General features: G+C 47.0%; 20 protein-coding genes. 5 read left to right on the forward strand and 15 right to left on the reverse strand.

What is annotated here, in order from left to right:
* Positions 1–89: 89 nt before the first annotated feature.
* The 5 genes from P3X63_RS21900 to P3X63_RS21920 are packed head-to-tail and all read left to right on the forward strand — an operon-like array spanning position 90 to position 7,102.
* Positions 90–1,172 carry a lipoprotein YdaJ gene (locus P3X63_RS21900; protein WP_077735937.1) on the forward strand — a complete coding sequence of 361 codons (1,083 nt, stop codon included), beginning with the start codon at positions 90–92 and terminating at the stop codon, positions 1,170–1,172.
* On the forward strand, positions 1,153–2,004 hold the full coding sequence (locus P3X63_RS21905) for a diguanylate cyclase domain-containing protein (RefSeq protein WP_026589360.1): 852 nt from the start codon (positions 1,153–1,155) through the stop codon (positions 2,002–2,004). The genes P3X63_RS21900 and P3X63_RS21905 overlap by 20 nt, the downstream gene beginning before the upstream one ends.
* On the forward strand, positions 1,994–3,724 hold the full coding sequence (locus P3X63_RS21910; RefSeq protein WP_277692070.1) for a DUF2334 domain-containing protein: 1,731 nt from the start codon (positions 1,994–1,996) through the stop codon (positions 3,722–3,724). Before P3X63_RS21905 ends, P3X63_RS21910 begins: the two co-directional genes overlap by 11 nt.
* A complete protein-coding gene (locus P3X63_RS21915; RefSeq protein ID WP_077735935.1) occupies positions 3,717–4,979 on the forward strand; it encodes a glycosyltransferase family 2 protein in 1,263 nt (420 codons plus the stop codon). Before P3X63_RS21910 ends, P3X63_RS21915 begins: the two co-directional genes overlap by 8 nt.
* Positions 4,980–4,984: 5 nt before the next feature.
* Positions 4,985–7,102 carry a cellulose biosynthesis cyclic di-GMP-binding regulatory protein BcsB gene (locus P3X63_RS21920; RefSeq protein ID WP_026589363.1) on the forward strand — a complete coding sequence of 706 codons (2,118 nt, stop codon included), beginning with the start codon at positions 4,985–4,987 and terminating at the stop codon, positions 7,100–7,102.
* A 30-nt stretch (positions 7,103–7,132) separates the two neighbouring features.
* Here P3X63_RS21920 and P3X63_RS21925 read toward each other — a convergent pair whose 3' ends face one another.
* The 15 genes from P3X63_RS21925 to iolA all read right to left on the reverse strand — a co-directional run bounded on the left by P3X63_RS21925 (position 7,133) and on the right by iolA (position 23,870).
* The gene (locus P3X63_RS21925) at positions 7,133–8,416 is read right to left on the reverse strand and encodes a valine--pyruvate transaminase (RefSeq protein ID WP_277692072.1); all 1,284 of its coding nucleotides are present in this window, start codon (positions 8,414–8,416) and stop codon (positions 7,133–7,135) included.
* Positions 8,413–9,654 (reverse strand): DUF6421 family protein, encoded by a 1,242-nt coding sequence (locus P3X63_RS21930; protein WP_026589365.1) that lies wholly within the window; start codon positions 9,652–9,654, stop codon positions 8,413–8,415. Before P3X63_RS21930 ends, P3X63_RS21925 begins: the two co-directional genes overlap by 4 nt.
* The gene (locus P3X63_RS21935) at positions 9,654–10,208 is read right to left on the reverse strand and encodes a prephenate dehydratase domain-containing protein (RefSeq protein WP_277692074.1); all 555 of its coding nucleotides are present in this window, start codon (positions 10,206–10,208) and stop codon (positions 9,654–9,656) included. The genes P3X63_RS21930 and P3X63_RS21935 overlap by 1 nt, the downstream gene beginning before the upstream one ends.
* A gap of 1 nt (position 10,209) precedes the next feature.
* On the reverse strand, positions 10,210–11,481 hold the full coding sequence (locus tag P3X63_RS21940; RefSeq protein WP_026589367.1) for an ATP-grasp domain-containing protein: 1,272 nt from the start codon (positions 11,479–11,481) through the stop codon (positions 10,210–10,212).
* Positions 11,438–12,376, reverse strand: a complete 939-nt coding sequence (locus tag P3X63_RS21945) for a DMT family transporter (protein ID WP_026589368.1) — start codon at positions 12,374–12,376, stop codon at positions 11,438–11,440. Before P3X63_RS21945 ends, P3X63_RS21940 begins: the two co-directional genes overlap by 44 nt.
* A 202-nt stretch (positions 12,377–12,578) precedes the next feature.
* Positions 12,579–13,457 carry a class II fructose-1,6-bisphosphate aldolase gene (gene fba / locus P3X63_RS21950; protein ID WP_026589369.1) on the reverse strand — a complete coding sequence of 293 codons (879 nt, stop codon included), beginning with the start codon at positions 13,455–13,457 and terminating at the stop codon, positions 12,579–12,581.
* Positions 13,458–13,478: 21 nt separating this feature from the next.
* Positions 13,479–14,315, reverse strand: a complete 837-nt coding sequence (iolI, locus tag P3X63_RS21955; protein WP_026589370.1) for a 2-keto-myo-inositol isomerase — start codon at positions 14,313–14,315, stop codon at positions 13,479–13,481.
* Positions 14,316–14,380: 65 nt separating this feature from the next.
* Entirely contained in the window at positions 14,381–15,247 is an 867-nt protein-coding gene (locus P3X63_RS21960; protein ID WP_026589371.1) for a sugar phosphate isomerase/epimerase family protein, read from the reverse strand.
* Positions 15,248–15,270: 23 nt separating this feature from the next.
* Positions 15,271–16,305 (reverse strand): bifunctional inositol 2-dehydrogenase/D-chiro-inositol 1-dehydrogenase, encoded by a 1,035-nt coding sequence (gene iolG / locus P3X63_RS21965; RefSeq protein WP_026589372.1) that lies wholly within the window; start codon positions 16,303–16,305, stop codon positions 15,271–15,273.
* A 24-nt stretch (positions 16,306–16,329) separates the two neighbouring features.
* On the reverse strand, positions 16,330–17,634 hold the full coding sequence (locus P3X63_RS21970) for an MFS transporter (RefSeq protein WP_077735930.1): 1,305 nt from the start codon (positions 17,632–17,634) through the stop codon (positions 16,330–16,332).
* Between the two features lie 12 nt (positions 17,635–17,646).
* Entirely contained in the window at positions 17,647–18,549 is a 903-nt protein-coding gene (gene iolE, locus P3X63_RS21975) for a myo-inosose-2 dehydratase (RefSeq protein WP_026589374.1), read from the reverse strand.
* A 13-nt stretch (positions 18,550–18,562) separates the two neighbouring features.
* Entirely contained in the window at positions 18,563–20,476 is a 1,914-nt protein-coding gene (gene iolD, locus P3X63_RS21980; RefSeq protein WP_026589375.1) for a 3D-(3,5/4)-trihydroxycyclohexane-1,2-dione acylhydrolase (decyclizing), read from the reverse strand.
* 28 nt (positions 20,477–20,504) lie between these two features.
* Positions 20,505–21,482, reverse strand: a complete 978-nt coding sequence (gene iolC, locus P3X63_RS21985; RefSeq protein WP_026589376.1) for a 5-dehydro-2-deoxygluconokinase — start codon at positions 21,480–21,482, stop codon at positions 20,505–20,507.
* A 27-nt stretch (positions 21,483–21,509) separates the two neighbouring features.
* Entirely contained in the window at positions 21,510–22,325 is an 816-nt protein-coding gene (iolB, locus tag P3X63_RS21990; protein WP_277692081.1) for a 5-deoxy-glucuronate isomerase, read from the reverse strand.
* Positions 22,326–22,406: 81 nt separating this feature from the next.
* On the reverse strand, positions 22,407–23,870 hold the full coding sequence (iolA, locus tag P3X63_RS21995) for a methylmalonate-semialdehyde dehydrogenase (RefSeq protein ID WP_277692083.1): 1,464 nt from the start codon (positions 23,868–23,870) through the stop codon (positions 22,407–22,409).
* Positions 23,871–23,894: the final 24 nt, after the last annotated feature.

Genomic DNA, 23,894 nt, shown 5'->3' on the forward strand with positions numbered 1-23,894 from the left:
TCCATTTTTTCATTTATAATTAATGAAATATGTCATGGTTTTTCCCAGCAAGCTGGACATTCAGGTGATGTAAAGGAGGGGGGCGCCCCGTGAGGTATGTATTGATCGGTTTCATCTTATGCGCTTTAACCATTGGTCTTTCCATCGGCTTTATCCAAGCCGGAAACAAGCATAGCGCGGAGCAGGACAATGAATCGCGGCAGCCTGCCGAGCATTTCATTTTTCATCATTTAATAAGTGATGAGGGGCTTATGAAAACAAGTCTCTCGGATCAGCCTGTTTACTTATCCGAATCACTCGGCTTGTGGATGGAATTTTTAGTTGACAAAAAGGACGGAACTCATTTTCAAGAGCAATATCAGCACTTGACCGAATCGTTTCTCATGAACAGCGGCCTGGTGACATGGAAAATTGAAAATGGACAAGCGAGCGGGGCGAACGCCCTGATAGATGATCTCAGAATCATGCTGACCCTGGATCAGGCAGCCGATCTGTGGGGAAACCGGAAGTATAAGAAAACAGCACGACAAATCGGCGCTGCTTTAAAAACATACAACATGAACAACGGGATTTTTACCGATTTCTATGACTCTTCTTCCAAAGCGGCGTCAAAGGATATCACCCTTTCGTATATTATGCCTGATGCGTTAGCCGTATTGAAAAAGAATGGAACCATCGATGAAGAGACCGTAGAGCGGAATGTCAATATTCTTTATACCGCTCCTTTGAAAAACGGTTTTTTGCCGAAATTGTACAACACAGAGACAAAGGAATACAGCTATGACAACGAGATTAACCTCATCGATCAGCTGTATGCGGCATGGCATTTGCAGCAGGGGGATCAAAAAGCCGCTGTTTTGGCGGATTGGATCAAACAGGAGTTTCAAGCGAATGGAAAGCTGTATGGACGGTATTGGGCGGATACGAAAAAACCGGCCGTTCAATACGAGTCGCCATCCGTTTACGCTTTGACCATTTTGTTTTTCATAAATCAAGATGAAGACAAAGCCGTGGTCAAAGCGCTTTATGAAAAGATGATCGAGTTTGAAATTCTTGATTCGTCTGAAACGTATTATGGCGGATATATGAGCGGCGATAATACGCACTCTTTTGACAACCTGCTGCCTTTACTGGCGGAAAGGAAGCTTTTTGATGAAAATATCATTCACTGATTTACAGAAAATGTTTGCCTACATGACTGGGCTTGCAGCGGCTCTTTCTCTGTTTATTTATTATGTCTCAGCCGAGCAGTCCGAAGCCGTTTTGATCATTTGTATTTCATTTGCCGTCATCGGAGCGGGAATATGGCTTGGACCGATTTACGCGCTGGCGGGAACCATCGTCGTTTTATTTGTTCTCGGAACCTTAATGATGGTTTTGCAAGCGAGCCAGGCCGCGGTTTTTCCGCCTGAAGAAGGCATGAAAATGCTCGTCGTCTGGGGAATGGCCCTCTTGCTCTTTTCCTTTTTCTCAGGAAGAATTCACGATATTGCAGTTGAACTTCAGCATTCAGTCAAACGACTTCAGTCTGAAATCAAAAGCTTTGTCGCGATTGACAGAGTGACGGGCTTTGATAATAAAGAGAGAATGAAGCTGGAGCTGTCAGAAGAAATGAAGCGCGCGGAGCGGTACGGTAATTCATTTGTTTTCTTGCTGCTGCAGATGCATTATTTCAAAGAGTTTAAATCCTTGTATGGAGAAAAAGAAACCGATCGGCTCTTTCAATTTGTCAGCAGCCAAATCAGATCCTGTGTACGGGAAACGGACAAAAAATTCCGTCCTTCTGAAGAACGATTCGGGATCGTTCTGACCCACACGCCGGCTGAACATATGCCCGCTGTCCTGGCAAAGCTGAAAAAACAACTGGACACGTACCAGCTGCAAAATGGCAAATATATCACCTTAACCTTTCACGTATGTTACTTAACATATCGCAAAGATTTGCAGACGGCGGATCAATTTTTAGAAGAACTGGAGAATGAGATGATGATGAATGAACTGTAAGCGAAGCTTTCTTCTATACGCAGCTGTACTCATACTCTCAGCCGTTTTTTATCGCCCGGACGCGGCGGCAGCGACGCAGGAGAATGGCGGAATTCTCATCATCTATTCGACCTTGGATGGAAAAGAATCGTCAGAAGTGAAAATGCTCGATCTGATCGCAGGTCATTTCTCGTCCCGTGTCACTGTCAAAAAAGATGCTGATGTAAAGCAAACGGATCTCGCAGAGAAAAAGCATATCATCTATTACGGCCAAACCAAAAGAAAGCTGAATAAGCAGCTTGTGTCACAGATCAATGCCTGCGAAACGCCCGTGATTGCGATCGGTTTTAACGCCGGGCAATTCAGCCAATTTTCCGGCCTTTCTTTAACAAACGAAGAAAATGTCTTCCAAGTCCGCAGCACGAGTGAAAACAGTGCGGCCTCATTGAAAAGCGGGCTCAATGTCCTCGGCGTATCAGGTTTGAAGGGGAAAGCATTGTATACATACACATCAGATGATGGGAAGGCACACCCTTTTGTATGGGAAACCGATAAGGCAAATGTGTATATCGGCTTAACCAACCTGTTAAACAACAACCTGCTCTTGGCCAAACAGCTCAGACAAGCATTCGGGATAGCGGCGGGGAACACACTCTTATATTTGCGGCTGGAAGACATCAGCCCGATGTCAGATGAAAAATTGCTGCTGCAGGCGGGTTCTTATCTGCATGAGAGAAACATCCCTTTTATCTTGGCTGTTATTCCGGTTTATTTGAACCCGAAAACAGGCGAAAAGGTCTATCTGTCTGACAAGCCGAAGCTGGTCAAAGCTTTGCGGAAGCTGCAAAGCATGGGAGGCAGTGTGGTTGTTCATGGATATACCCATGCCTACCGCTACGATGAAACCGGGGAAGGCTTCGAATTTTGGGATGCCAAGGCTGATCAGCCGATCACATCGCAAAATGCGGAGGATGACCCGTCCCTCTTAAAAAAAGAAGCGGATTTTCCGAATGAAGCGGCTTATAACCGTTATTTGAAGCCGTTCAGAGAAAATGAAGAGACCTATACGCGACAAAAGCTGACGCACGCTATTGAGGATTTAACCGCGGAAGGGCTGTACCCGCTGGCATTTGAAGCGCCGCATTACACGATGTCAGAGCATGGTTACCAGATCACTTCACAGTATTTCTCAAGCATCATCGGCCAGGTCCAGCTTAGTGATGAAACATGGAAAACCTCCGGTACGGGACCGTTTGTGACGAAGCCAGCCATGCTGCATGGAATGACGCTGTATCCTGAAACTCTGGGCTATGTCGATGCGTCAGATGCGAATCCGCTCGGCAATATCGAAGACCATATCTCGCAAATGATCGATTTTGAAGGCGGAGTAGCCGGAGCATTTTACCACCCCTATCTCGGCATGGAATATTTGCCCGAGCTGGTTGATCAAATGGAACACATTCCGAACAGCGAATGGCTTGATTTAAAGAAAACAAAGCAAACGGTTCAAACAGACAAAGTGACCATTCGCACGAGCGGAGACGGCACCATTCACGTCAATAGCAAGGTGAATGCCATGGAAGAGTTTTTCGACCATCATCAGCAAAGCCCGCTGGAAAAGGCGCTTTGGATTCTCTCAAGCGTCGTGCTCTTATTTGTCGTCATGTTTTTCAGCTACACCCTTTACTTGAGAGCCACATTAAAAAAACGCATCTTTAAGGAGAGAAAAAGCCGTGGGTAATGTTCTGTTCTTTATCTCATTAAGCTTAATATGGGTGATGCTGCTGTACCACATGTTTCTGATGCAGGGCGGATTTCGCCACTACATGACCTACGAGCTGAACATCCCGAAGTGGAAAGAGAACTTGAAAGACCTTCCGAAGGTCAGCGTTCTGATTCCAGCCCACAATGAAGAAGTCGTGATTCGGCAGACGCTGAAAGCGATGGTCAACCTCTATTACCCGAAGGACCGGCTGGAGATCATCGTCATCAACGACAATTCGACCGACCGGACGGGTGACATCGTGGGTGAGTTTTCCAGACAATACGATTTCATTAAAATGGTGGTCACCAAACCGCCGCATGCGGGAAAAGGCAAATCCTCCGCGCTCAATTCCGGGTTTGCCGAATCGAACGGGGATGTCATTTGTGTATATGATGCTGACAACACACCGGAGAAAATGGCTGTTTACTACCTTGTTCTCGGTCTGATGAACGACCGGAAAGCGGGTGCCGTGGTGGGAAAATTCCGCGTCATCAATGCGGCGAAAACATTGCTGACAAAGTTTATTAACATTGAGACCATTTGCTTTCAATGGATGGCGCAGGGCGGAAGATGGAAATGGTTCAAAATCGCCACGATCCCTGGCACCAACTTTGCCATCCGCCGGAGCATTATCGAACAGCTCGGCGGATGGGATGATAATGCGCTGGCCGAAGATACCGAGCTGACGATCCGCGTATACAACCTCGGCTACCACATCCGTTTCTTTCCGGCCGCCGTTACATGGGAACAGGAGCCGGAAACGTGGAAGGTGTGGTGGCGCCAGCGGACAAGATGGGCGCGCGGCAATCAATATGTCGTCCTGAAGTTTTTAGCCCAGTTTTTCAAGCTGAAACGGAAGCGGATTATCTTTGACCTGTTTTATTTCTTCTTTACGTATTTTTTGTTTTTCTTCGGCGTGATCATGTCAAATGCGATTTTTGTTATCAATTTATTTTATGATCTGCATCTCTCGGTTGGTTTTTTGTCAATGATCCTGTGGATTTTGGCTTTCTTCCTCTTCATGACAGAAGTCATGATTACACTGAGCATTGAAAAAACAGAAATGAACAAGCAAAACGTTTTCATCGTTTTTCTGATGTACTTTACATACTCGCAGGCGTGGATCGTCCTTGTGATTTATTCTTTATTCGTAGAAATCAAGCACCGTCTGTTCAAGCAAGAAGTGAAATGGTACAAAACAGAGCGATATAATCAAAAGAAAAGCGGGTGACTTTTTTGAAACATGCATTTATATGTCTCTTAAGTTTCATGCTGGCGGCGATGACCGGACAAGCGGCCTTGGCTAAGGACATCGAAGTAGACGGCTCGATTCTGGGGGAAAACAGCGGCAAACAATCCAAAGAGCAAATGCTCACGAACGATCTCATCACAATGTACGGCGCAAAAGACTCATCAGAGCTGACATATCAAATCCCTGCAGGCGCTTCTTCCCTTCAGCAGCTTTTGCTTGAATATGAGGCGTCAGACCTTTTAATCGCCCCCTCCTCTCTGACGGTTGAGATTGATGGTGAACCGGTTAAAACGGTAAAGCTTGAAGGGGATGCCAAACGGAAGAAATTGAAGCTTTCGCTGAACAAAAGCCAGTCATCTCAAGGCTTCCACAGCTTGTCTTTGAAGTTTTACGGCGTGGTGAAAGAAGGCGTCTGCGTCAGACAGGACTCATCCGGCAACTGGATCAAAATTTATCCGGACAGCCGTCTGACATTGGGAAGCAAAAGCTTGGCAAAAGGGGCCGCACTTGAACATTACCCTTATCCTTTCGCACAAGCAGGAAACACCTCGGAAGAAACCGCAATCGTTATTCCGGATAACCCGAGTTCTGCGGAAATCGAAGCAGCGGTCAAAACGGAAAGCTATCTTAAGACGGTTGATAACAGCATAACCGTTTCATACTTGAACGAATCCGACGTAAAGCAGATCGACAAGCCGACGATTTTGATCGGGGTTCAGCACCATTGGAGCGGCAAGGTGAAAAAGCTTTTGAAACAGGATAACCTTGAAGCGCAAGAAGATCAGCTATTGCTTGCGGAACGGGTCCTTAAAGCAAAGGACAGAGAGCAGCCTGTACTGTTTGTCACCGCCAAATCGGATGACATCCTGTCAGAGAAAATCAGCGTGATCACCGATAAAACGTACACCGGCCAGCTGAGCGGTGAAACACTGGCCATCGGCAAGCTTCAACAGCGGCAAAATCGCGATCGCCATAAGCTGTCACTTGAGGATTTCGGGGCGGGGGATTTGACGATCGGCTCTGATCAAACCTCTTCAGAGCATTATTATTATCCTGCTCCGGCGATTTTGGACAAGACTCAATCTGCAAAGCTGTCGCTTGTATTGAAAAAATCAAAAACGATTGAAAAATCCGCCGATCAAAGCGATATGTCTGCCAAAAAGGCAGAGCTGAAGATCATGATCAATGGACAGCCTCATTCTGTCACGGTTGATGCTTTAGAAAAAGAAGACAAAAACGGCTTTTATCATGTCACACTAAAAGTCGATCCGAAGCTTTTGCAAAAAAACCGCTACATCGATATTCAATTTACCGCATCAGGCTTGAAGGAAAACAATCCATGCTATGCGACGGACGAAGACAAATGGATTTTTATTGATAAAAGCAGCACACTGTCTTATCCTGTCAGAAGCGCGTCAGCCGCTGCCGATTTTCAAGATTGGCCGCTTCCATACGCGGGAAACCAGGACAAAGCAACACTGATCATCCTTCCCGACAGCGCAGATCAGGCGAAGCTTCAAGAACTGTCGCTTGTGACGAATTCCCTCGGCGGTGAAGCAGGTCAGTCATTCACAGTAAGAAAAGCATCTGAAGTGAATGCAAAAGATGCAAAAGGCCGGAACATCATTTTTATCGGAGGCATAGGTCAGTTTGCACTTCTGCAGGAGAAAGCAGCGGAACTGGAAGTACCGGTGACGAAAAGCTCGCTGGACGTATCTTCTTTTCAAATGCTGAATGAAACAAGCAAACGAGTCGCTTTTACCCAGACATCGCTGTGGGATGAAAATTACTCGATGGCGGTTTTCACTCCGCTTCATGGAAAAGGCACTGCAGTCACAAAAGAAATGATCAGCTTTTTGGAGAGCAATGACAACACAGCGACCGTGATCAATGAAACGGACAGTCAGCAGCTGTTCACCAATCACCAGCAGCTCGCATCCAAAACGAGCGGAACAGAAACAAGTGAGACGAAGAAAAGCAGCCAGCAGAATACGCTGTATCTCGGAATTCTCGTCTTGATCATCGCAGCAGCTGTCATTCTGATTTTAATAACGGTAAGGCGCAGAAAGAGAAAAACGGACGCCGAAAGAGCTGAAGAATAAGACAGGGGTTATTTAAGCCCCTGTCTTTTTTTAGTGAACTTTCTGCTGACACAATTCTTTCACAACGCTGGCCAAAACAGCGACTCCCCTTGTTAGATCTTCATCCGCTGCCGTAAGGCTGATCCGAATACATTGGTGCGCATGAGGCATATGCCGTATGTCATGGTGAAAGAAGGATGAACCGGGAACGATGATGACACCGTTCGCTTTCAAATGTTCATACAGCTCTTGATCGGCCGCCGGGAAGTCTTCAAGCCAAAGCCACCCAAAAAGCGACCCCTCTCCTTTATGGATATACCACTTGATTCCATCCGCCATATTTTCGTGAAGGAGTCTGTTCAACAGTGAAAATTTTCTCTTATAGTATGGCCTCACACACGTTTCCGATATGGAAACGAGACGCCCGCTATTTAAAACAGATGCCGCCATATACTGCCCCAGCCTTGAAGAATGGATCGCCGCATTTGACTGAAACGCCTCCATTGCCTGTATATAGCGGGACGGGCCGATGGCGATGCCAATTCTTTCACCGGGCAGCCCGGCTTTTGAAAGGCTCATGCAATGGATGATTTGGTCATTGAAAACAGGCTCCATGTCGATGAAGTTGATCGCCGGAAACGGCGGAGCATAGGCGGAATCAATGAGCAGCGGCACATTGGCTTTGCGGCAGGCGTCTGAGATCAATAATATATTCTCGGCAGACAGAATATTTCCGCAAGGGTTGTTTGGGCGCGAGAGGATGACAGCGCCGATGTGCGGATCAGCCTCCATCCTTTGCAAAAATCGCTCCCGGTCAAGTTCGTATCGGAAGGTGTGTTCATCTAATATTGAAACGATCGGAGGAATCCCTTGGACGATGTCTTTCTCAAGCGCGACACCGCTGTATCCCGAATAGTCCGGAAGCATGGGAATCAAGACCTTCTTCTTGGCGGAATCGCTTCCGGTTCCGCAAAACGAATTGACGGCCAGAAAAAATAACTGCTGGCTTCCCGCCGTAATCAGCACATTTTCTTTTTGAATGTCAAAATGATACCTCTCGGAAAAGAAACGGACTACACTTTCAATCAGTTCGTCCGTTCCGTAGCTTGACCCGTATTGGCTGATGATTGAAGGAAAACGCTCGTCCTCTAATAAGCCTGCTAAAGCGGATTTCCACATGGCAGCCGCTTCCGGAAGAATCAAAGGATTGCCCGCGCTTAAATTGATGTATTGCCGCTTTCCCCCGGCCAGCACTTCCTGAATGTCCCCCATCACCGCTCTAACCCCTGTCTTCTCACTCATTTTCTCTCCAATGCTGCTTAGCTTCGGATTCAATGTTTCAGCTCCTCATCGTGTTGAAATCGCAAATAGGATGTTTCAATACCGTTGTTGAGATCATGAATAAAATATTGAACAGGTACGCTGAAGCGCTCACCTTCGCTTCCGGGCGGCAAATACCGCCTCACATAATGCTCAGCCGCTTTTTTATAAGCCAAATCGTCTTCTATCTCTTCCAGTTTTTCGATTTCGGCAACAAGCTTTTTCAAATCTTCCATGCACAATGCAAGATCAAGCGCTACAGGCTTCTCGCTTCCCCTTTGCAGGGAACGGCCGTTTTCAATGATCCAGCTAAACAGGAAAAACCCGGTTCCCGAATCAAAGTTTTGTGTGGCATTGTGCTGGCTCGGATACCGTAAAAGCCGCTCAAACAGCACGAACTCGATAATTTCTTCCCAATAGTCGTACTGTCTTTCCGCAAGAGCCAGGATCGATTGGCAATCGACTTTTACTTCCTCGAGAATGCCCGCAAAAAAATTCATTTTCGCTTGAATGTGCTCATGGAACGGCTTTTTCCCGCAATGGTGGTAATAGTCGTGCAAATAACCCCAAAGGACCCTCGCCTCATATGTCCGATCCGGGTGCAGATGGCGAGACTTAAAAGGAACGTTTTCAAAAATCGCCTGCGCTCTCTTCAGCGTGTCCTCATGATAGATTTGATAAAACTTATTAAAGTAGAAAATCGCAAATGTCTGGGTTGTGACTTTTTCTTTCGTTTTCACATTTTCCGGAAAAAAGACGATGCACTTCTCTTCTGTAAACCCTTTTGTTCCGGCGAGCAGCTTCAGCGATTGGCAGCCGTTTTCCGGGTGCGGCATCTCTGCTTCGATCGGCTTCATCATAGACGGCTCTTCTCGAACAGCTAAAAAGGCTTCAAAAAAACAGCCTTTGGCATGCGGGCCGTTCGGTGTCACGATCGGAGCGGCAAAAAAGGTGACATCCCCGTTTTCCGGCGCACGGTAAGCCGTCAATAACCGGTCAAAATACGGCGTCTCTGCCAATCCGCGGCTGAGCCAGTCCAAAACATCCTGTTCAAAAGCGGCCGCGGCTTCTTGTAAATGAACCGCCTCATATATCACCCTCACATCCTTCATCAAGTGCAAAAGCAGCTCTTCCGCTCTATTTTGCTGTTCCACAACCTGTCCTTTATCATTTTGGTATGTTTGCAATTCATGAATCTGCGGTACGATTTGTTCGTTCACCAGGTTTACAATGTCGCGCGTCAAAGTCAGCATTAGCTTCCTCCTTTAAGTCCGTGTATGGTAAAACACATCGGCACTTCGCCGAAATCTTTCATAACTTGCAAGTTGTGTTCATCAGCTGCTTTTATCGTCGTGATACAGCCGTCAGCTTCATTTGAGGCACAGGCCAGCGCGGCTTTGGCGTTGCTGGTGACCAATTGGACATCGTCGCTGAAGAGCTTTGCAAGATGAGCCGGCGCAGGATGGGAAGCGACTGTTTGAATCTTCGATTTTTCCGCGCCCTGTTTTGCGGCAAAAACCATGTTGTATGTAGGCATGACAAAGCTGTCGATAATTTTTAAATCCACTAGATTCTCGAATACGATGTTATGCAAATACGGATAAACGGCACAGCCCAAAAGGACTGAATTTTCCGTCATTTTTACTTGAAGCAAAGCCTCTTCCAGCGTTTCATACAGTCTGACTTCTCCGCGGAGCCCCTGGTTCTTCAGCCACAGCAGACCGGCTTTTTCGCAATTCGTGCCCTGCGGTCCCAGTGTGTGGACGATCATGACTGCCTGCTCTTCCTGCACTTGATTCGGAATCATCTTAGCCTCCTATTGTACCTGTTGGATTAGGTTGATATATGATGGTCAGTTCATCATCCAGCTCCCGATAAAATGCCTCACAGTCCCCGTAGGTGTCATGGCTTGTTAAAATAAACCCCGGATAACCGGAGAAATGCGGATATGGGAGAACCTCGGCGCCGGATTCGAAAAATTGAAAGACCCGTTTGACTTCCGGTTTTTCTTTCACCTCTTCAAGTCCGTCAATTTTCTCAAAAGCGCCCGATCCTTGAACAGGAATGATGTAATTGCCCGCTGTCCTTTTCGGGTGAATGTCGTCCTTTAATTGTTCTAACGGTTGAAAAGCATTTTGTATGACCAACTGCATAAAGTTGATTCCTGTGCTTTCCTTGACAATAAAATGGGAAACGCCAGAGCCGCCGATTCTTGCGCCCACCTCAATGACATAAGGCTTGCCGTCCTCGTTCAGTCTCAACTCCGTATGGGCCGGACCTTGGTGAATGCCAAGCGCCAATACGGCGCCCGTGACTTCCTTGATAATCGATAGCCGCTGCTCTTCATCCAGTCTGGCCGGGGCGATATAGACGCCTTCTTCAAAAAACGGGCCTTTGCCGTCCCCTTTATAGCCGATCGACAAAACATGCACCTTTCCTTGAATCGACAATGTTTCCACAACGAATTCGGGGCCGTCGATAAATTGCTCCACGACGATGCCGCTGTGTTCCCGAACAAATTTGCTGAGATCCCCCCGGTTAATCGCTTCGACCTTCTGAACAGCTGCATTGAGCTGTTCCCAGTCATCGACCCGGACGACGCCCTGGCTGGAAAAGCCGTTGATCGGTTTGACGACTAAAGGGTATGAGAGCTTTTCACCTTCCAGGTCGTCAAGCTGATCCACTTCATAGAAGAGCGGCGTATTCAGCCCGTTCTCCTTCAGGATGCTGCGCGTTCGGTTTTTGTTGCGGCAGTTTTCAACCGCTTCTAATGGGAGGCCCGGCAGATTCAAGGCCGCCGCGGCTTTCGCCGTGAAAGGCAATGCCGGCTCAAACAATGTCATCACACCGTCAAACGGAGATTCGATATATGTCTGCCGAACGATTCTCATGGCCGCCGGCTCGTCTTCAAACAGCGGAATGGCGATGCAGCGATCAACAGCCGGAAGAGCTCCCGGATGGTCTTCGGCGGCATTGTAAAAAAACGTAATCTTGACACCTAAGCTTTCCGCTTCTTCAAAAATAAAAGGCAAGTGCTTATTTTGACAGATGATGGCCAAGTGTTTGTTTCGTTTCGTCAATTTTCGCGATCCTCTCTTCTTTTTTTAGATTAATGAACATCACGCCGAATATAACAAGCAATGTCCCTAAATAAATATTGGCATTCAATTTTTCATCCAAAAATAAAAATCCGATATAGAGAGCGATGACAGGGGAAATAAACAGGTGGGAAGTCGCTTTTGAAATGTGCCACTTTTTCAGTAAATAAATATTGATCCAAAATCCCAATATCGAACCGACAACCGCCAAATACAACAAGGCAATCAGGCTGACACCGGAAAACGTCCTTGTGCCGCTTTCCAGCACTAAACTGCTAAGGAGTAAAATGACTCCGCCGCTTAACATCGACAGAGAGTTAAAGCTCAAAATCGGCAGTGACTGGATTTTCTGCTGCACTTTAATTTGAATAAAAGCCGAGCCGAACATCGCACACAAAATCACGACCATGGCAATGATTTCAATCAAATCGACTTGAATCAACAGCTGATTGCCAAAAACAACCGTGATGCCTAGCAAAGCGAGGCATATCCCCCATTTTTGCAATTTGGTTGCCGGCGTTCCTTTGACTAAACGATTGATGATCAGGGCAAAAACGGAGATGCTGGCTGCCAAGATGGAAACCAAACCGCTTGGCAAATAAAGAGAAGCCCAGTAAACCGAACCAAAAGGGATGGAAAAATACATGATGCCGTTGAAAACCGAGAGCACAAGCAATTCTTTTGAAAACACAAATTGTCGGCGCATGAAAAGAACGATGGCAATGATGACGCTTGCGATCATAAATCTCATGCCTGCGGACCAAAACGGAAGGCTGTCGCTCAGCCCGACCTTTTGAAAAGCCCAGGTCGTTCCGCCGATTAAACATAAAACGCCAAATAAAATGTGAACCCGAAACTTCAAAACGTTTGCTAGCATATTCACTTCACCTTATTTTGTTATCGTCTTGCTGTGCAGATTCGTCAGAAAATATACTCTTTTCTGACCCAAATGGATTATGAAGGAAATTATAACTATTATATCAATTACAGTCAATATAAATTTGGAACTTTTAGTATTCCTTTACAATAAAAAAACACTCACTATCGAAAGTGAGTGCCGGCAGGTTTTTATATCTCAATCAGACTTTGATTTCTTGGGTGTATGCGGCTTTTCCGGAGGACCCAAACTCTCTCATTTTCAGCTTGACCGTTTCCTTGACGGCTTCGATCCCAGGCGTCATATAGGCGCGCGGTTCATACAGATCCGGATTTTCTTTAAACATGCTGCGGGTTTTCTCAGTCCAGGCCACCATGCATTCGGTATTAATGTTGATTTTTGCATGACCGAGCCGGATCGCCCTTTCGATTTGGTCAGTCGGGATTCCCGAAGCCCCATGAAGAACAAGCGGAATATCTGTCACCCGTGAAATTTCTTCCATTTCTTTAAATCCTAAATTAGGCTCACCTTGATATTTACCATGGACAGAGCCGAGAGCTGCAGCCAGCGCATCAATATCGGCTTCTTTGACAAGGCGTTCACATTCCTCGATATCGGCGTATTTCACGCCGCCGACGAGCCCGTCTTCCATACCGCCTACTGTGCCCACCTCTGCTTCAACAGACACATTGTGTGCCCGGGCATAAGCTACGACCTCTTTTGTCATGGCGATATTGTCGTCAATCGGGGAGTGGGAACCGTCAATCATCACTGAACTAAAGCCTGCGTCAATCGCTTTTTTACAGCGCTCAGGGCTTCTTCCGTGGTCGAGGTGCAAGACAACCGGAACGGTGATTGACATTTCTTTGACCAGTGCATCCACCATGGCGGCAACCGTTTTAAATCCGCCCAAATAATCAATGAGCCGGTCAGAGGCAGCCGCAATGACAGGTGACCGCTCTTCTTCCGCCGCTTGTAAAATCGCCTTTGTCCATTGAAGGCCGTTTATATTAAACTGGCCGATTGCGTAATGCTGTTTCTTTGCTTCTCGAAGAAGATTCTTCATGGAAACGAAAGCCACGTTCACCCCTCCTATCTCGTGTTACATCTTGAAGTATTTTGACACAACGTCAACCGTTGTTTCTTTTGCCTTTTTAATCGTTTCTTCCGCACTGAGCTTATAATATTCAGGTCTGAACAATTCAACAGACACAACGTCTGAAAAACCGATTTCCTTTAAAGTGGATAGGTGAGCATCCAAGTCAATCGCTCCCTGTCCCGGCCATACACGGTCTTCATCTCTTAAAATGCCGATCGGGAAATCTTCCGTATCATCAATGTGATAAATAAAAATTTTCTTTCCATCCGCCTGCTTCAAGTCTTCAAGATTTGAGCCCATAGCATGGAAGTGGAAGCTGTCAAACACAAGCCCGACATTATCGCGGTTGACCGTGTTTAAGATATCGTAAGCCTGTGAGAACGTATTGACGGTACATTCCGGATGCCCGACAAATTCAACAGCAATCTTCACGCCGTACGGCTCGGCGATATCGGACAGCTCAGTCAAGACGCTGACAGAGCTTTTTTTGATGTCTTCTTTCAATATTTTCTCTTCTGTAACGAGCGGAACGGCGACTACGTATTTCACGCCAAGCGCCTTGCACGTTTCCATCATGCCTTTGAATTCGGTGATGATGCTCTTGTACCCCTCTTCATCACGGTTATTGAAGAAAACTAAGGCATTTAATGCAAGCGGTTTAATATGATGTGTTTGAAAATACTCGGCCAATTCTGATAGAGAATGGTCTTTTAAATACTCAGGCAGCTTATCCATCGTCCGGATTTCGATATAATCGTATCCATGCTTCTCACAGTATTCGAGATCCTTTGCAAGGTTTGAATTTTCCAACGTCGTTGCTTCATTAAAGCATAGCTTCATATTAGATTCTCCTTATCTGATATTCTTGTGAAGAGAGAGTTCGGCCTGGCGCCGAACTCAGGGGCTTATCCTAATAGTTCCTGTTTCAATTTTTCAAGCATGAATCTGCTTGATTCATCCGCTCTTTCGTCGACCCAAGCAAAAACGGCGTTCGTCGCAATTCCGTCGAACTTCATCTCTCTCAGCTTTCTGAAGATCGTATCAAAATCGACCTCGCCTTGACCAATATCTAAATGCTGGTGAACCGTTACTTTCGCGTCAGGCGGATTGACAATGTAGCGAAGGCCATGAGCCGCTTTATGATTATAGGTATCTGCAAATAAAACATGTGTGAGGCGGTCGCCGGCTTCGTCAAACATTGTCTCGATGTCGCCTTTGCCGTCATCATAGAAGAATGTATGCGCAGTCGAGTAGACAAGATTGATCCAATCCTTGTCAAGCGCGCGGATCATATCCATCGCACCTTTGTGCGTTTCGATAAAATCGTATGGATGGGCTTGAAGATTGAGTTTAATGCCTTCTTTTTCAAAGACTGGCAGAAGCTCATCCATGGATTTGATAAATTTTTCTTCACTTGTTAAAGGATCGTATTTTGAACCGCTGAATTCGCTGTTCATCAAATCGACTTCAAGCTCGACCGCAATTTCGATCGCCCTTTTCCAGTTGCGCACAGCTGCCTGACGGCGATCTTCATCAGGACCTGCCCAGTGGTAAAGCGGAAGGAGCGATGAAAGCTTAACACCGGTATCTCTTAAAAGCCGCTTTAATTGTTTGATTTTTGCTGAATCGACTTTCGGATATTTATAGAATGGACAAAAATCTTCGCGCGGCGATAGTTCGATATATTCGTAGCCAAGCTCCGCCGTTTTATAGACCGTTTCCTCCAAAGTTAAATCATCACGATACATCGATGGATCCAATGCTAATTTCACACTTTTCACTCCTCGGAAAGTTTTTATTTTTTAACAGTTGTGAACGTTTGATAGAATTCCGGTTTCTCCTGAAGCGCCACAGGTTCTTTCTGTCCGGATTCCTGAGCTTTCACACAGGCGTCCGTCGTTACGGCGGCGATATAGCCGTCCCATGCAGTCGGCCCGCTGACCTCGCCTTTCTGTTGGATTGAGTCAATGAAATCTTGGATCTCTACATCGTAGGCGTCCACGAAGCGGCGCTGCCAATCCATCAGGATATCTGTAGAGAATTTTCCGTCTTTTCTCAAAGAAATGCTGGACGGTTCAGGAAGCTTCACGATGCCGTCTTCACCAACGATTTCACACTGAATGTCATATCCGTATTTGCAATTGACATAGATTTCCGCATTGATCACGACTCCGCCTTTCGTTTCGATGATGACGATTTGCGGATCACGCAAATGAGGAAGCGCGTTTTTCGATTTTTTCGGATAAATGACCTGAACAGATTCGTAGTCATCATTGATCAGCCAGTGCAGGGCGTCTATTTCATGGACAAGGGTATCGACAACAGCCATATCTGTTGTGTAGTTGTCGCCGACAGCCGGGTTGCGGTGCGCACAGTGGATCATGAGCGGCTCGCCGATGACGCGGTTGTCGATCGCTTCTTTCAGCTGTACGTAACCGCTGTCATAACGGCGCATAAAGCCGACTTGCACGAGACGTTTGCCCGCTTTGATTTCTTCATTGACGATCCGCATGCATCCTTCCGCAGTCGTCGCCAGAGGCTTTTCACAAAATACGAATTTGTTTGCTTTAATCGCTTTCAAAACACTTGATTCATGAGCCGGTCCCCAGCTTGTGACCAACACCGCGTCGACATTTTCCGCTGCGATCAGGCTGTCGTCGTCCGGATAGACTTTGGCATTCAAGCTGAAGTCCGTTACGACTTGCTGAGCTGCTTCCTGGTTCACATCGGTAACCGCGACAATTTCGCCGCCGGCTAATTTATTTGTGATGCGGTTGATATGTTCTTTTCCGATTGCTCCTGTACCAATAACACCTATGCGTAAATTCATTGATAGCCACTCCTTCAAATGTAGTTACATAATTTTTCTTGTTTGCACTTGCCCCGCTTGAGCCGGAGGAGTTCCATACAACTCTTCCTGAATTTGTTCAAGCGACTTACCGGATGTATTCGGTGCAAAAAAGAGCCCGATCAGCATGCTGGCCGTTACACATCCAAGGAGTATGGCCGCCATGAATGCAATTCCAAAATTCGAGATGATCATTGGAACGAAAAGGCTCCAAGCCCCGATTGAGATACGAACGAGGAAGAACATCAACCCTTGTGCAGATGCACGATATTCCGTCGGGAAAATTTCACTCGCCCATAGTTGATAATTGGCCTGTTGCCCTGCCCCGTTGTTTATGCCGATCATCACGATAAAGAGGATGAGAATCGGCATGCCCTCTGCCGGAAGCAGAAACAATGACCAGCCGATCACCGCCGCAAACGCGGAGATCCCAAACACTGTCTTCCTGTATTTGTCTGCAAACGGCATGAAGATAAAAGCGACGCCAAGCCCGGTGAAAATAAACAGCCCCATCTGCAAAACGTTTGCCATGGTCGCTGATACACCGCCGACCTGCTGATAAATGTAAGGCATAAAAAACCCCATGACACCTGCAGCCAGATTCCAAACCAAGTACACGCCCATTAAGAATAAAATGCTTTTCAAATACTTAGGCTGAAGCAAATCGAGATAAGACGTCTTCGGCTTCCTAACGGCTTGAGCCGTTTCGGATTGATCCTGCCAGGCATCGGATTCCGGCAGCCTTTTCCGCAGAACATAGGTGATCAATGCGATAACGAGCAAATGCCCAAACACGATTTTATTGCCCAATAAGCCTAAATCACCAAGGAGGACCGACAGCAGCAGGACCACAACCGCCCCCGCAGCCCATGCGACCTGTGCAACTCCGCAATGACGCGCCCTGTTTTTCTTAGGTGCGTTCTCTGCGATGATCGTCCAGGAAGCCGTAATATCAGCTCCTACCGATAAACCGATAATAATGTAACCGCTTAACAAAAAGGGAAAGCTGGTGCCGAACAATACTAAACAAATCCCCAGTGCATAAACCAGCATACTGTTCGTATAGACAGCCTTTCGGCCAATTTTGTCGGCCAAAAAGCCGCCGAGCAGCGCGCCGATTGCGGCTGAGATGGCGTTTGCGCTAAACGCGCCGAGCAGTCCGATCTGTGTATCCGAAAGTTTTAAATAACTGACCCATAAAGATAAACCAGCTGACCCTGCTACAATGGAACCCGCGTCGATGTAATTTGCCAATGCTGCTGCTATGGTTCGTTTATTGAATGGTGAGACTGCTGCATTTCCATTGTTCAATGTAAAGCCCCCTTAATTGGTTGCTGCGGGATTCAACAAGTGACGGTCGATATATGTTCTGGCGATCAGCGCGTATTCTAGAGGGTTTGCCACTTCGGGATCCTGTTCGGCTTCCACAACGATCCAGCCGGAATAGTCATGCTGTAAAAGTGTTTGATACACTTCCGTAAAGTCGATGCAGCCGTCGCCGGGAACCGTGAACATGCCTTGTAAAAACGCCTGCCTGAACGATTTTCCTTCGGCTTTGCACTTTTCCATAATATCAAGACGCGCATCTTTAAAATGAACATGTTTAATTCGGCCGATATGCTTCTTCAGAATGTTCATATAGTTGCCATCAGAGATGTAGGCGTGCCCTGTATCATAAAGGAGATGCACACATGCCGGATCAGTCCCGGCCATAAGCCGGTCGACTTCTTCTTCCGTCTGCACCCCTGTTCCCAGATGATGATGATAGACCAGCTGCAGATCATACTGGTCTGCGATTTTGCCAAGCTGATTCAATCCTTCGCAAAGCTTTCGCCATTCCTCATCTGTAAAGTGCGGCTTTTCTGTAAATACATTTTTATCAAGGCCCTGCACACTGTACGTTTGTTCAGACACGACCGCAACATCCGCATCGACCTCTTGCAGGTACTGACAGTGAGCCTTGAATTCTTTGGCGGTTTCTTCGATACCGTCCCAGAGAATAAAGCTGCTGAACCACTTTCCTGCAATCTTTAAGTTTCTTAACTTAAGCTCTTTATTTAAAATCGCCGGTTCCGGGAAAAAACCTCCAACCTCTGTGCCTTGAAAGCCGGCAACAACGATATCGCTCAGCAAATGTTGAAGCGTGTTGCCAGCTCCGATTTCCGGAATGTCGTCATTTCGCCATCCTATGGGGGCGATGCCCCATAGAATTTCCGCCTTGCCCATCCTGGTGCCTCCTTTAATACTGCTTTGCAGATTCCAGCATTTTTTCTTTTGCATCATAAGCTTTTTGAACGCTTTCCTGTTCTGAAACCTCTGCAACACCAACGTGCCACCAGCTGTCATAGCCGTCCGTCATCGTCTTCGGCAGCACTTTCATTTCGATCAATGTTGAAACATCCTGTTTCTTCGCATCTTCAAGCGCGGCTTTCAATTCTTCAATCGTGTTGGCTTTATAAGTTTTGGCTCCGTATCCTTCGGCAACTTTTGCGTAGTCGACGTTGAGGATTTGGTTATCATCCGTTCTGAATTCACAATAGTAGCTGCCGCTTCCATGGTCCATTTGCAGATTGTTGATGCAGCCGAAGCCCGAGTTGTCAAAGAGCAGCACATTGATCTTTTTGTTGTACTGGATAGCTGTAATCAGCTCGGAGTGAAGCATCAGGAAGCTTCCGTCCCCAACCAGTGAATAGACCTCTCTGTCCGGATGAGCCAATTTCAGGCCGAGCGTTCCCGATACTTCATATCCCATGCAGGAATAACCGTATTCCAAGTGGTACGTATTCGGTACGTTGGAATGCCAGAGCCGCTGCAGGTCGCCCGGAAGAGAGCCTGCTGAACAAATGACGACGCTGTCTGGATCAACTGTTTCATTGATGGCCAGCAATGCCGTTGTTTGCGGCAGTTCCGTTTTCAATGCATCCGCATATTCGTTAAGCACTTCCTGAGAAAAATGATCTTTAATTTCAGGCGTGAAGTTTTCGCGCTTAAATGTGACTTTGCTCAAGCGGTCGCGTTCAGCAAGCCATTCGTCTTTCAGCTCCTTGATGGTTGAACCGAACTCACTCTTATAGCCTTCCAATAAGCCGTGCAGCTTGCCGAGCGTCACTTTCGCATCCGCGACAACCTGGAAAGCATCCAGCTTATACGCCTGCATTCTGCTGACATTGATGTTTAAAAACTTTGCGTTGTCAAAGTCAAAAGCCGTTTTGGAGGATGTTGCAAAATCGGTGTATCTCGTGCCGATTCCGATGATCAAATCAGCCTCGCGGGCGGCTTTGTTTGCTGCCAGCGTACCGGTGATGCCCATACCGCCCAAATTGTTGGCAAAATCGGCTTCAACCGTTGATTTCCCGGCCTGGGTTTCCACCAGCGGAATGTTGTAAGCTTCAGACATCGCGATTAATTCGTCGCGCGCACCGGAATACTTCGCACCGCCGCCGACTAAGATGAGCGGTTTTTTGCTTGACTTGATCAGCTTAGCCGCACCTTCAAGTTCACGCTCGCTCGGGTGCTTGCGGTCGATGTAGTGAACGCGCTTCACAAAGAAGCTTTCATCAAAATCAAAGGCTTCACCTTCAACGTCTTGGGAAATGCAAATCGTTGCCGGACCCGCTTTTGCAGGATCTGTCATCACTTCAAAGGCGCGGATCAGACTGCTCATTAACTGTTCAGGACGTGTGATGCGGTCCCAATACCTCGAAACCGGCTTCAATGCATCGTTCGTCGTAATTGCCGCGCTGTATTCTTGCTCCACTTGCTGAAGAACAGGATCAGGCTGTCTTGTCGCAAATGTATCAGCCGGAATCAGGAGGACGGGAATGTTGTTCGCAAGCGCTGTACCTGCAGCGGCCACAAGATTGGCCGCTCCCGGTCCGACCGATGTCGAGACGGCATAGATCTTCCTTCTCAGCATCTGCTTGCTGTAAGCCATTGCTGCATGGGCCATTCCCTGTTCGTTTTTACCTTGAAACACCTTTAAGTGGCCGGCATCCTGTTCAAGCGCCTGGCCGATTCCAACGACGTTTCCGTGCCCGAAAATTGTGAAGATCCCCTCGACAAATGGAGTTTCTTCCCCGTCAACATGGATGTATTGCTGATTTAAGAATTTGATTAACGCTTGTGCTGTTGTTAACCGTATTTTCTTGCCCACAAACGATCCCACCTTTATTCGTTTTCATTCAAGACTGCGCCGCAATCAGTTCTTCAATCTCAGCGACAGTAGGCATGGCTTCAGATGAGCTATGCTTGGAGACAACAATCGATGCTGAAGCGCTTCCATATTTCAACGCCGTTTCAATGTGTTTGCCTGTGACAAGCCCGTATAAAAAGGCCGAAGCGTATGAATCGCCTGCTCCAAATGTTTTCAACACTTTCGTCTTATATGCTTTAGCCCGGAAGACGTCCCCGGATTTGCTGTATGCGTATGAACCTTCGACACCGTGTTTGATAACGACGAGATCTGCGGAATGCGCAAACAAATGCTGAACCGATTCCTTGTTGATACCGCCTGTGCGGTTTTCCATCACATCAAATTCATCACGGGTCCCGATGACAATGTCGGATTGCTCGGCAACGAGACTGTAGTAAACAGCTGTTTCATCTGCAGACGTCCACGTATATGGACGGTAATCGAGTTCAAAGACCACTTTCACCTGATGCTTCTTTGCCAGCTGTACGGCCTTCAACACCGCTTCACGGGACGGGCTTTTAGCCAGCGCCGTACCTGAGACTAAAAGCATTTTGGCTTTGGCAATGTAATTTTCATCGACTTCAGAAGGCTCAAGGTATAGGTCTGCAACATCGTCTCTGTACATTAAAATGCTGCATTCTTCAGGGCTTAAAATTTCCGTAAAGGCAAGCCCTGCTTTATGCCCCTCTTTGTCAACCGCCATTTGCGATGTGTCGACACCCGTATTTCTCATATAGCTTTCTATGAATCTTCCATGCTGGTCATCAGGAATTTTGCCGATGAAACCGGCTTTCAAACCCAATTTTGAACTGCCGATCGCGATATTGGCCGGCGAGCCGCCGACATATTTTGAGAATGTCATTGTCTGCTCCATCGGCCGGTTGTATTCAACCGCGTTCAAATCAATGCATGCGCGGCCGATTGCCACAATGTCAAATTCTTTTTCTTCATTAAATGTATACTTCATCTTAAACAGCCACTCCTCGCCTAATTGTTAGCGTTCCAGGATCCACTCATGGTCAGGATCATTATGAAACTTCCACTTCCGCGTCGGACCTGCCATCACATTTAAATAATAGGACGTGTATCCGTCAGGCACGCCTACCGGATGATATCCAGCCGGCACGATCACAACGTTTTCGTTCTCGACAGTCATCGTTTCGTCAATTGAACGGTCGTCTGTGTACACGCGCTGAAATACAAAGCCTTGGGCAGGGTCAAGTTCATGATAGTACGTTTCTTCTAAAAAGGATTCTTCAGGCAAATTGTCTTGGTCATGTTTATGCGGCGGATAGCTGGACCAGTTTCCGCTTTCTGTATAAACTTCGACGACTAAAAGGCTGTTCGCTGAAGGATCTGAGTCCGGAAGAATGTTATGGACGGTTCGTTTGTTGCTGAATTTCCCGCGATGTTCAACACCGTTGTCTTCCGCTTTGATCAGCTTCGTCGGCAGCTGTTTTTCAGATGGAGAATAGCAAAGGGCAACCCTTGCCTGTGCAGGCGCGGTGATCACAAAAGAACGGTCATTTGACACATAAACACTGTCGGTCGGTTTTTTCTCGAAAACGCTTTCTCGTGTGCCGATATTTTCAAACGTCTGTTCATGATCGGAGACGGTAATCTTCCCGGTCACAGCCACGATGCAGCATTCCTGTTTATTTAAAGCCTCCTCATAACGGGCACCCGGTGCAAGGTCAATGACTTTAAATTCAACATAGTTCAGGTCGGAGTTTGATTTCTTCACTTCATGGACAAGTTTTACGCCTTCTGATAGCTCATTCGCCTGCGGTTTGCGCAACAAATGACTCATTGAAAAGCCTCCTTTTTTCAATCGATCTTTCAAACATAGGCCGAACAGCGTGATGGCCACGCCGTTCGGACGTTTTCACTTTTAGTTAAAGTCAGGCGCCGGATATCTTGCGGTCACGACTTTTTTGCGCGTGTAGAAATCTACGCTGTCTTTTCCGTTGGCATGCAATGTACCGAAGAACGATGACTTCCAGCCTGAGAATGGGAAGAAGGCCATCGGAGCCGGTACACCCAGGTTGATGCCGAGCATGCCCGCATCGATGTTTTCGCGGAAATAGCGAATCGCATTCGAATTAGATGTGAAAAGGCACGCGCCGTTTGCAAATTCGGATTGGTTGGCGATCTCAACAGCTTCTTTTAAGTTTTTCACACGAATCACGGACAGTACCGGAGCAAAGATTTCATCTTTCCAAATCGTCATATCTGTTCTGACATTGTCAAAGATTGTCGGCCCGACAAAATAGCCATCATCCGTAACGTTTTCACGCCCGTCGCAAACAAGTCTCGCACCTTCTTCAATTCCTTTTTGGATGTAGCCGAACGTGCGTTTTTTGTTGTCTTCGCGGATGACCGGCCCTAAGAAGACGCCGTCATCAAGGCCGTTTCCGATTTTGACCTCGCCCGCTTTTTCAAGCAATTTCTCCATGAATTGATCGGCAATTCCTTCTTCCACGGTGACAACCGCACAGGCCATGCAGCGTTCGCCGGCAGAGCCGAAAGCCGCGCCGATGATATTTGTTACCGTATCTTCAAGATTGGCATCGTTCAGAACGATGGTGTGGTTTTTAGCGCCTGTCAACGATTGAACGCGTTTCAGATTTTCGCTTCCTTTTTTATAGACATATTCTCCGACCGGTTTGGAGCCGACGAATGAAATCGCTTTAATTTCAGGGTGTTCGAGAATGCCGTTCACCACATCATGCGCGCCGTATACCACATTAAATACGCCTTTTGGAAGCCCGGCTTCTTCAAACAGCTCAACAAGCTTCTCCGTCAAAAGCGGTGTACGCTCGGAAGGTTTCAGTATAAACGTGTTTCCTAAAGCGATGGCCATTGGGAACATCCAGCACGGAACCATCATCGGGAAATTGAAAGGCGCGATTCCGCCGACGACTCCGATCGGGTAGCGGTAGTTCGCAACTTCGACATCAGTTGCAATCGTCGCGAGTGAATCGCCCATCATCAAAGACGGAGCGCCCGCAGCAAACTCGACGTTTTCGATTCCGCGTCCCACTTCGCCCAGCGCTTCTTTTGTGTTTTTTCCATTTTCAATTGTAATGAGGCGGGCAAGCTCTTCTTTATGCTGAGTCAACAGCTGCTGAAAGTTAAATAAAATTCTCGCTCTCCGCGGCACGGCTACCTTCGACCATGTTTTAAACGCTTCAGCCGCTTTCTCCGCTGCATATTCTATATCCTCGCGCGTCGAGATCGGCACTTGACACAGCACTTCTTTTGTCGCAGGATTGACAACATCTTCATATTTATCGGTTTTGCTTTCAACCCATTCTCCATTGATATAGTTTTTTAACTTTCTGACTTCTGCCATTCTTATAACCTCCTTGAATATTAA

Origin of the sequence: Bacillus sp. HSf4, assembly GCF_029537375.1 — a bacterium.
GTDB classification, from domain to species: domain Bacteria; phylum Bacillota; class Bacilli; order Bacillales; family Bacillaceae; genus Bacillus; species Bacillus sonorensis_A.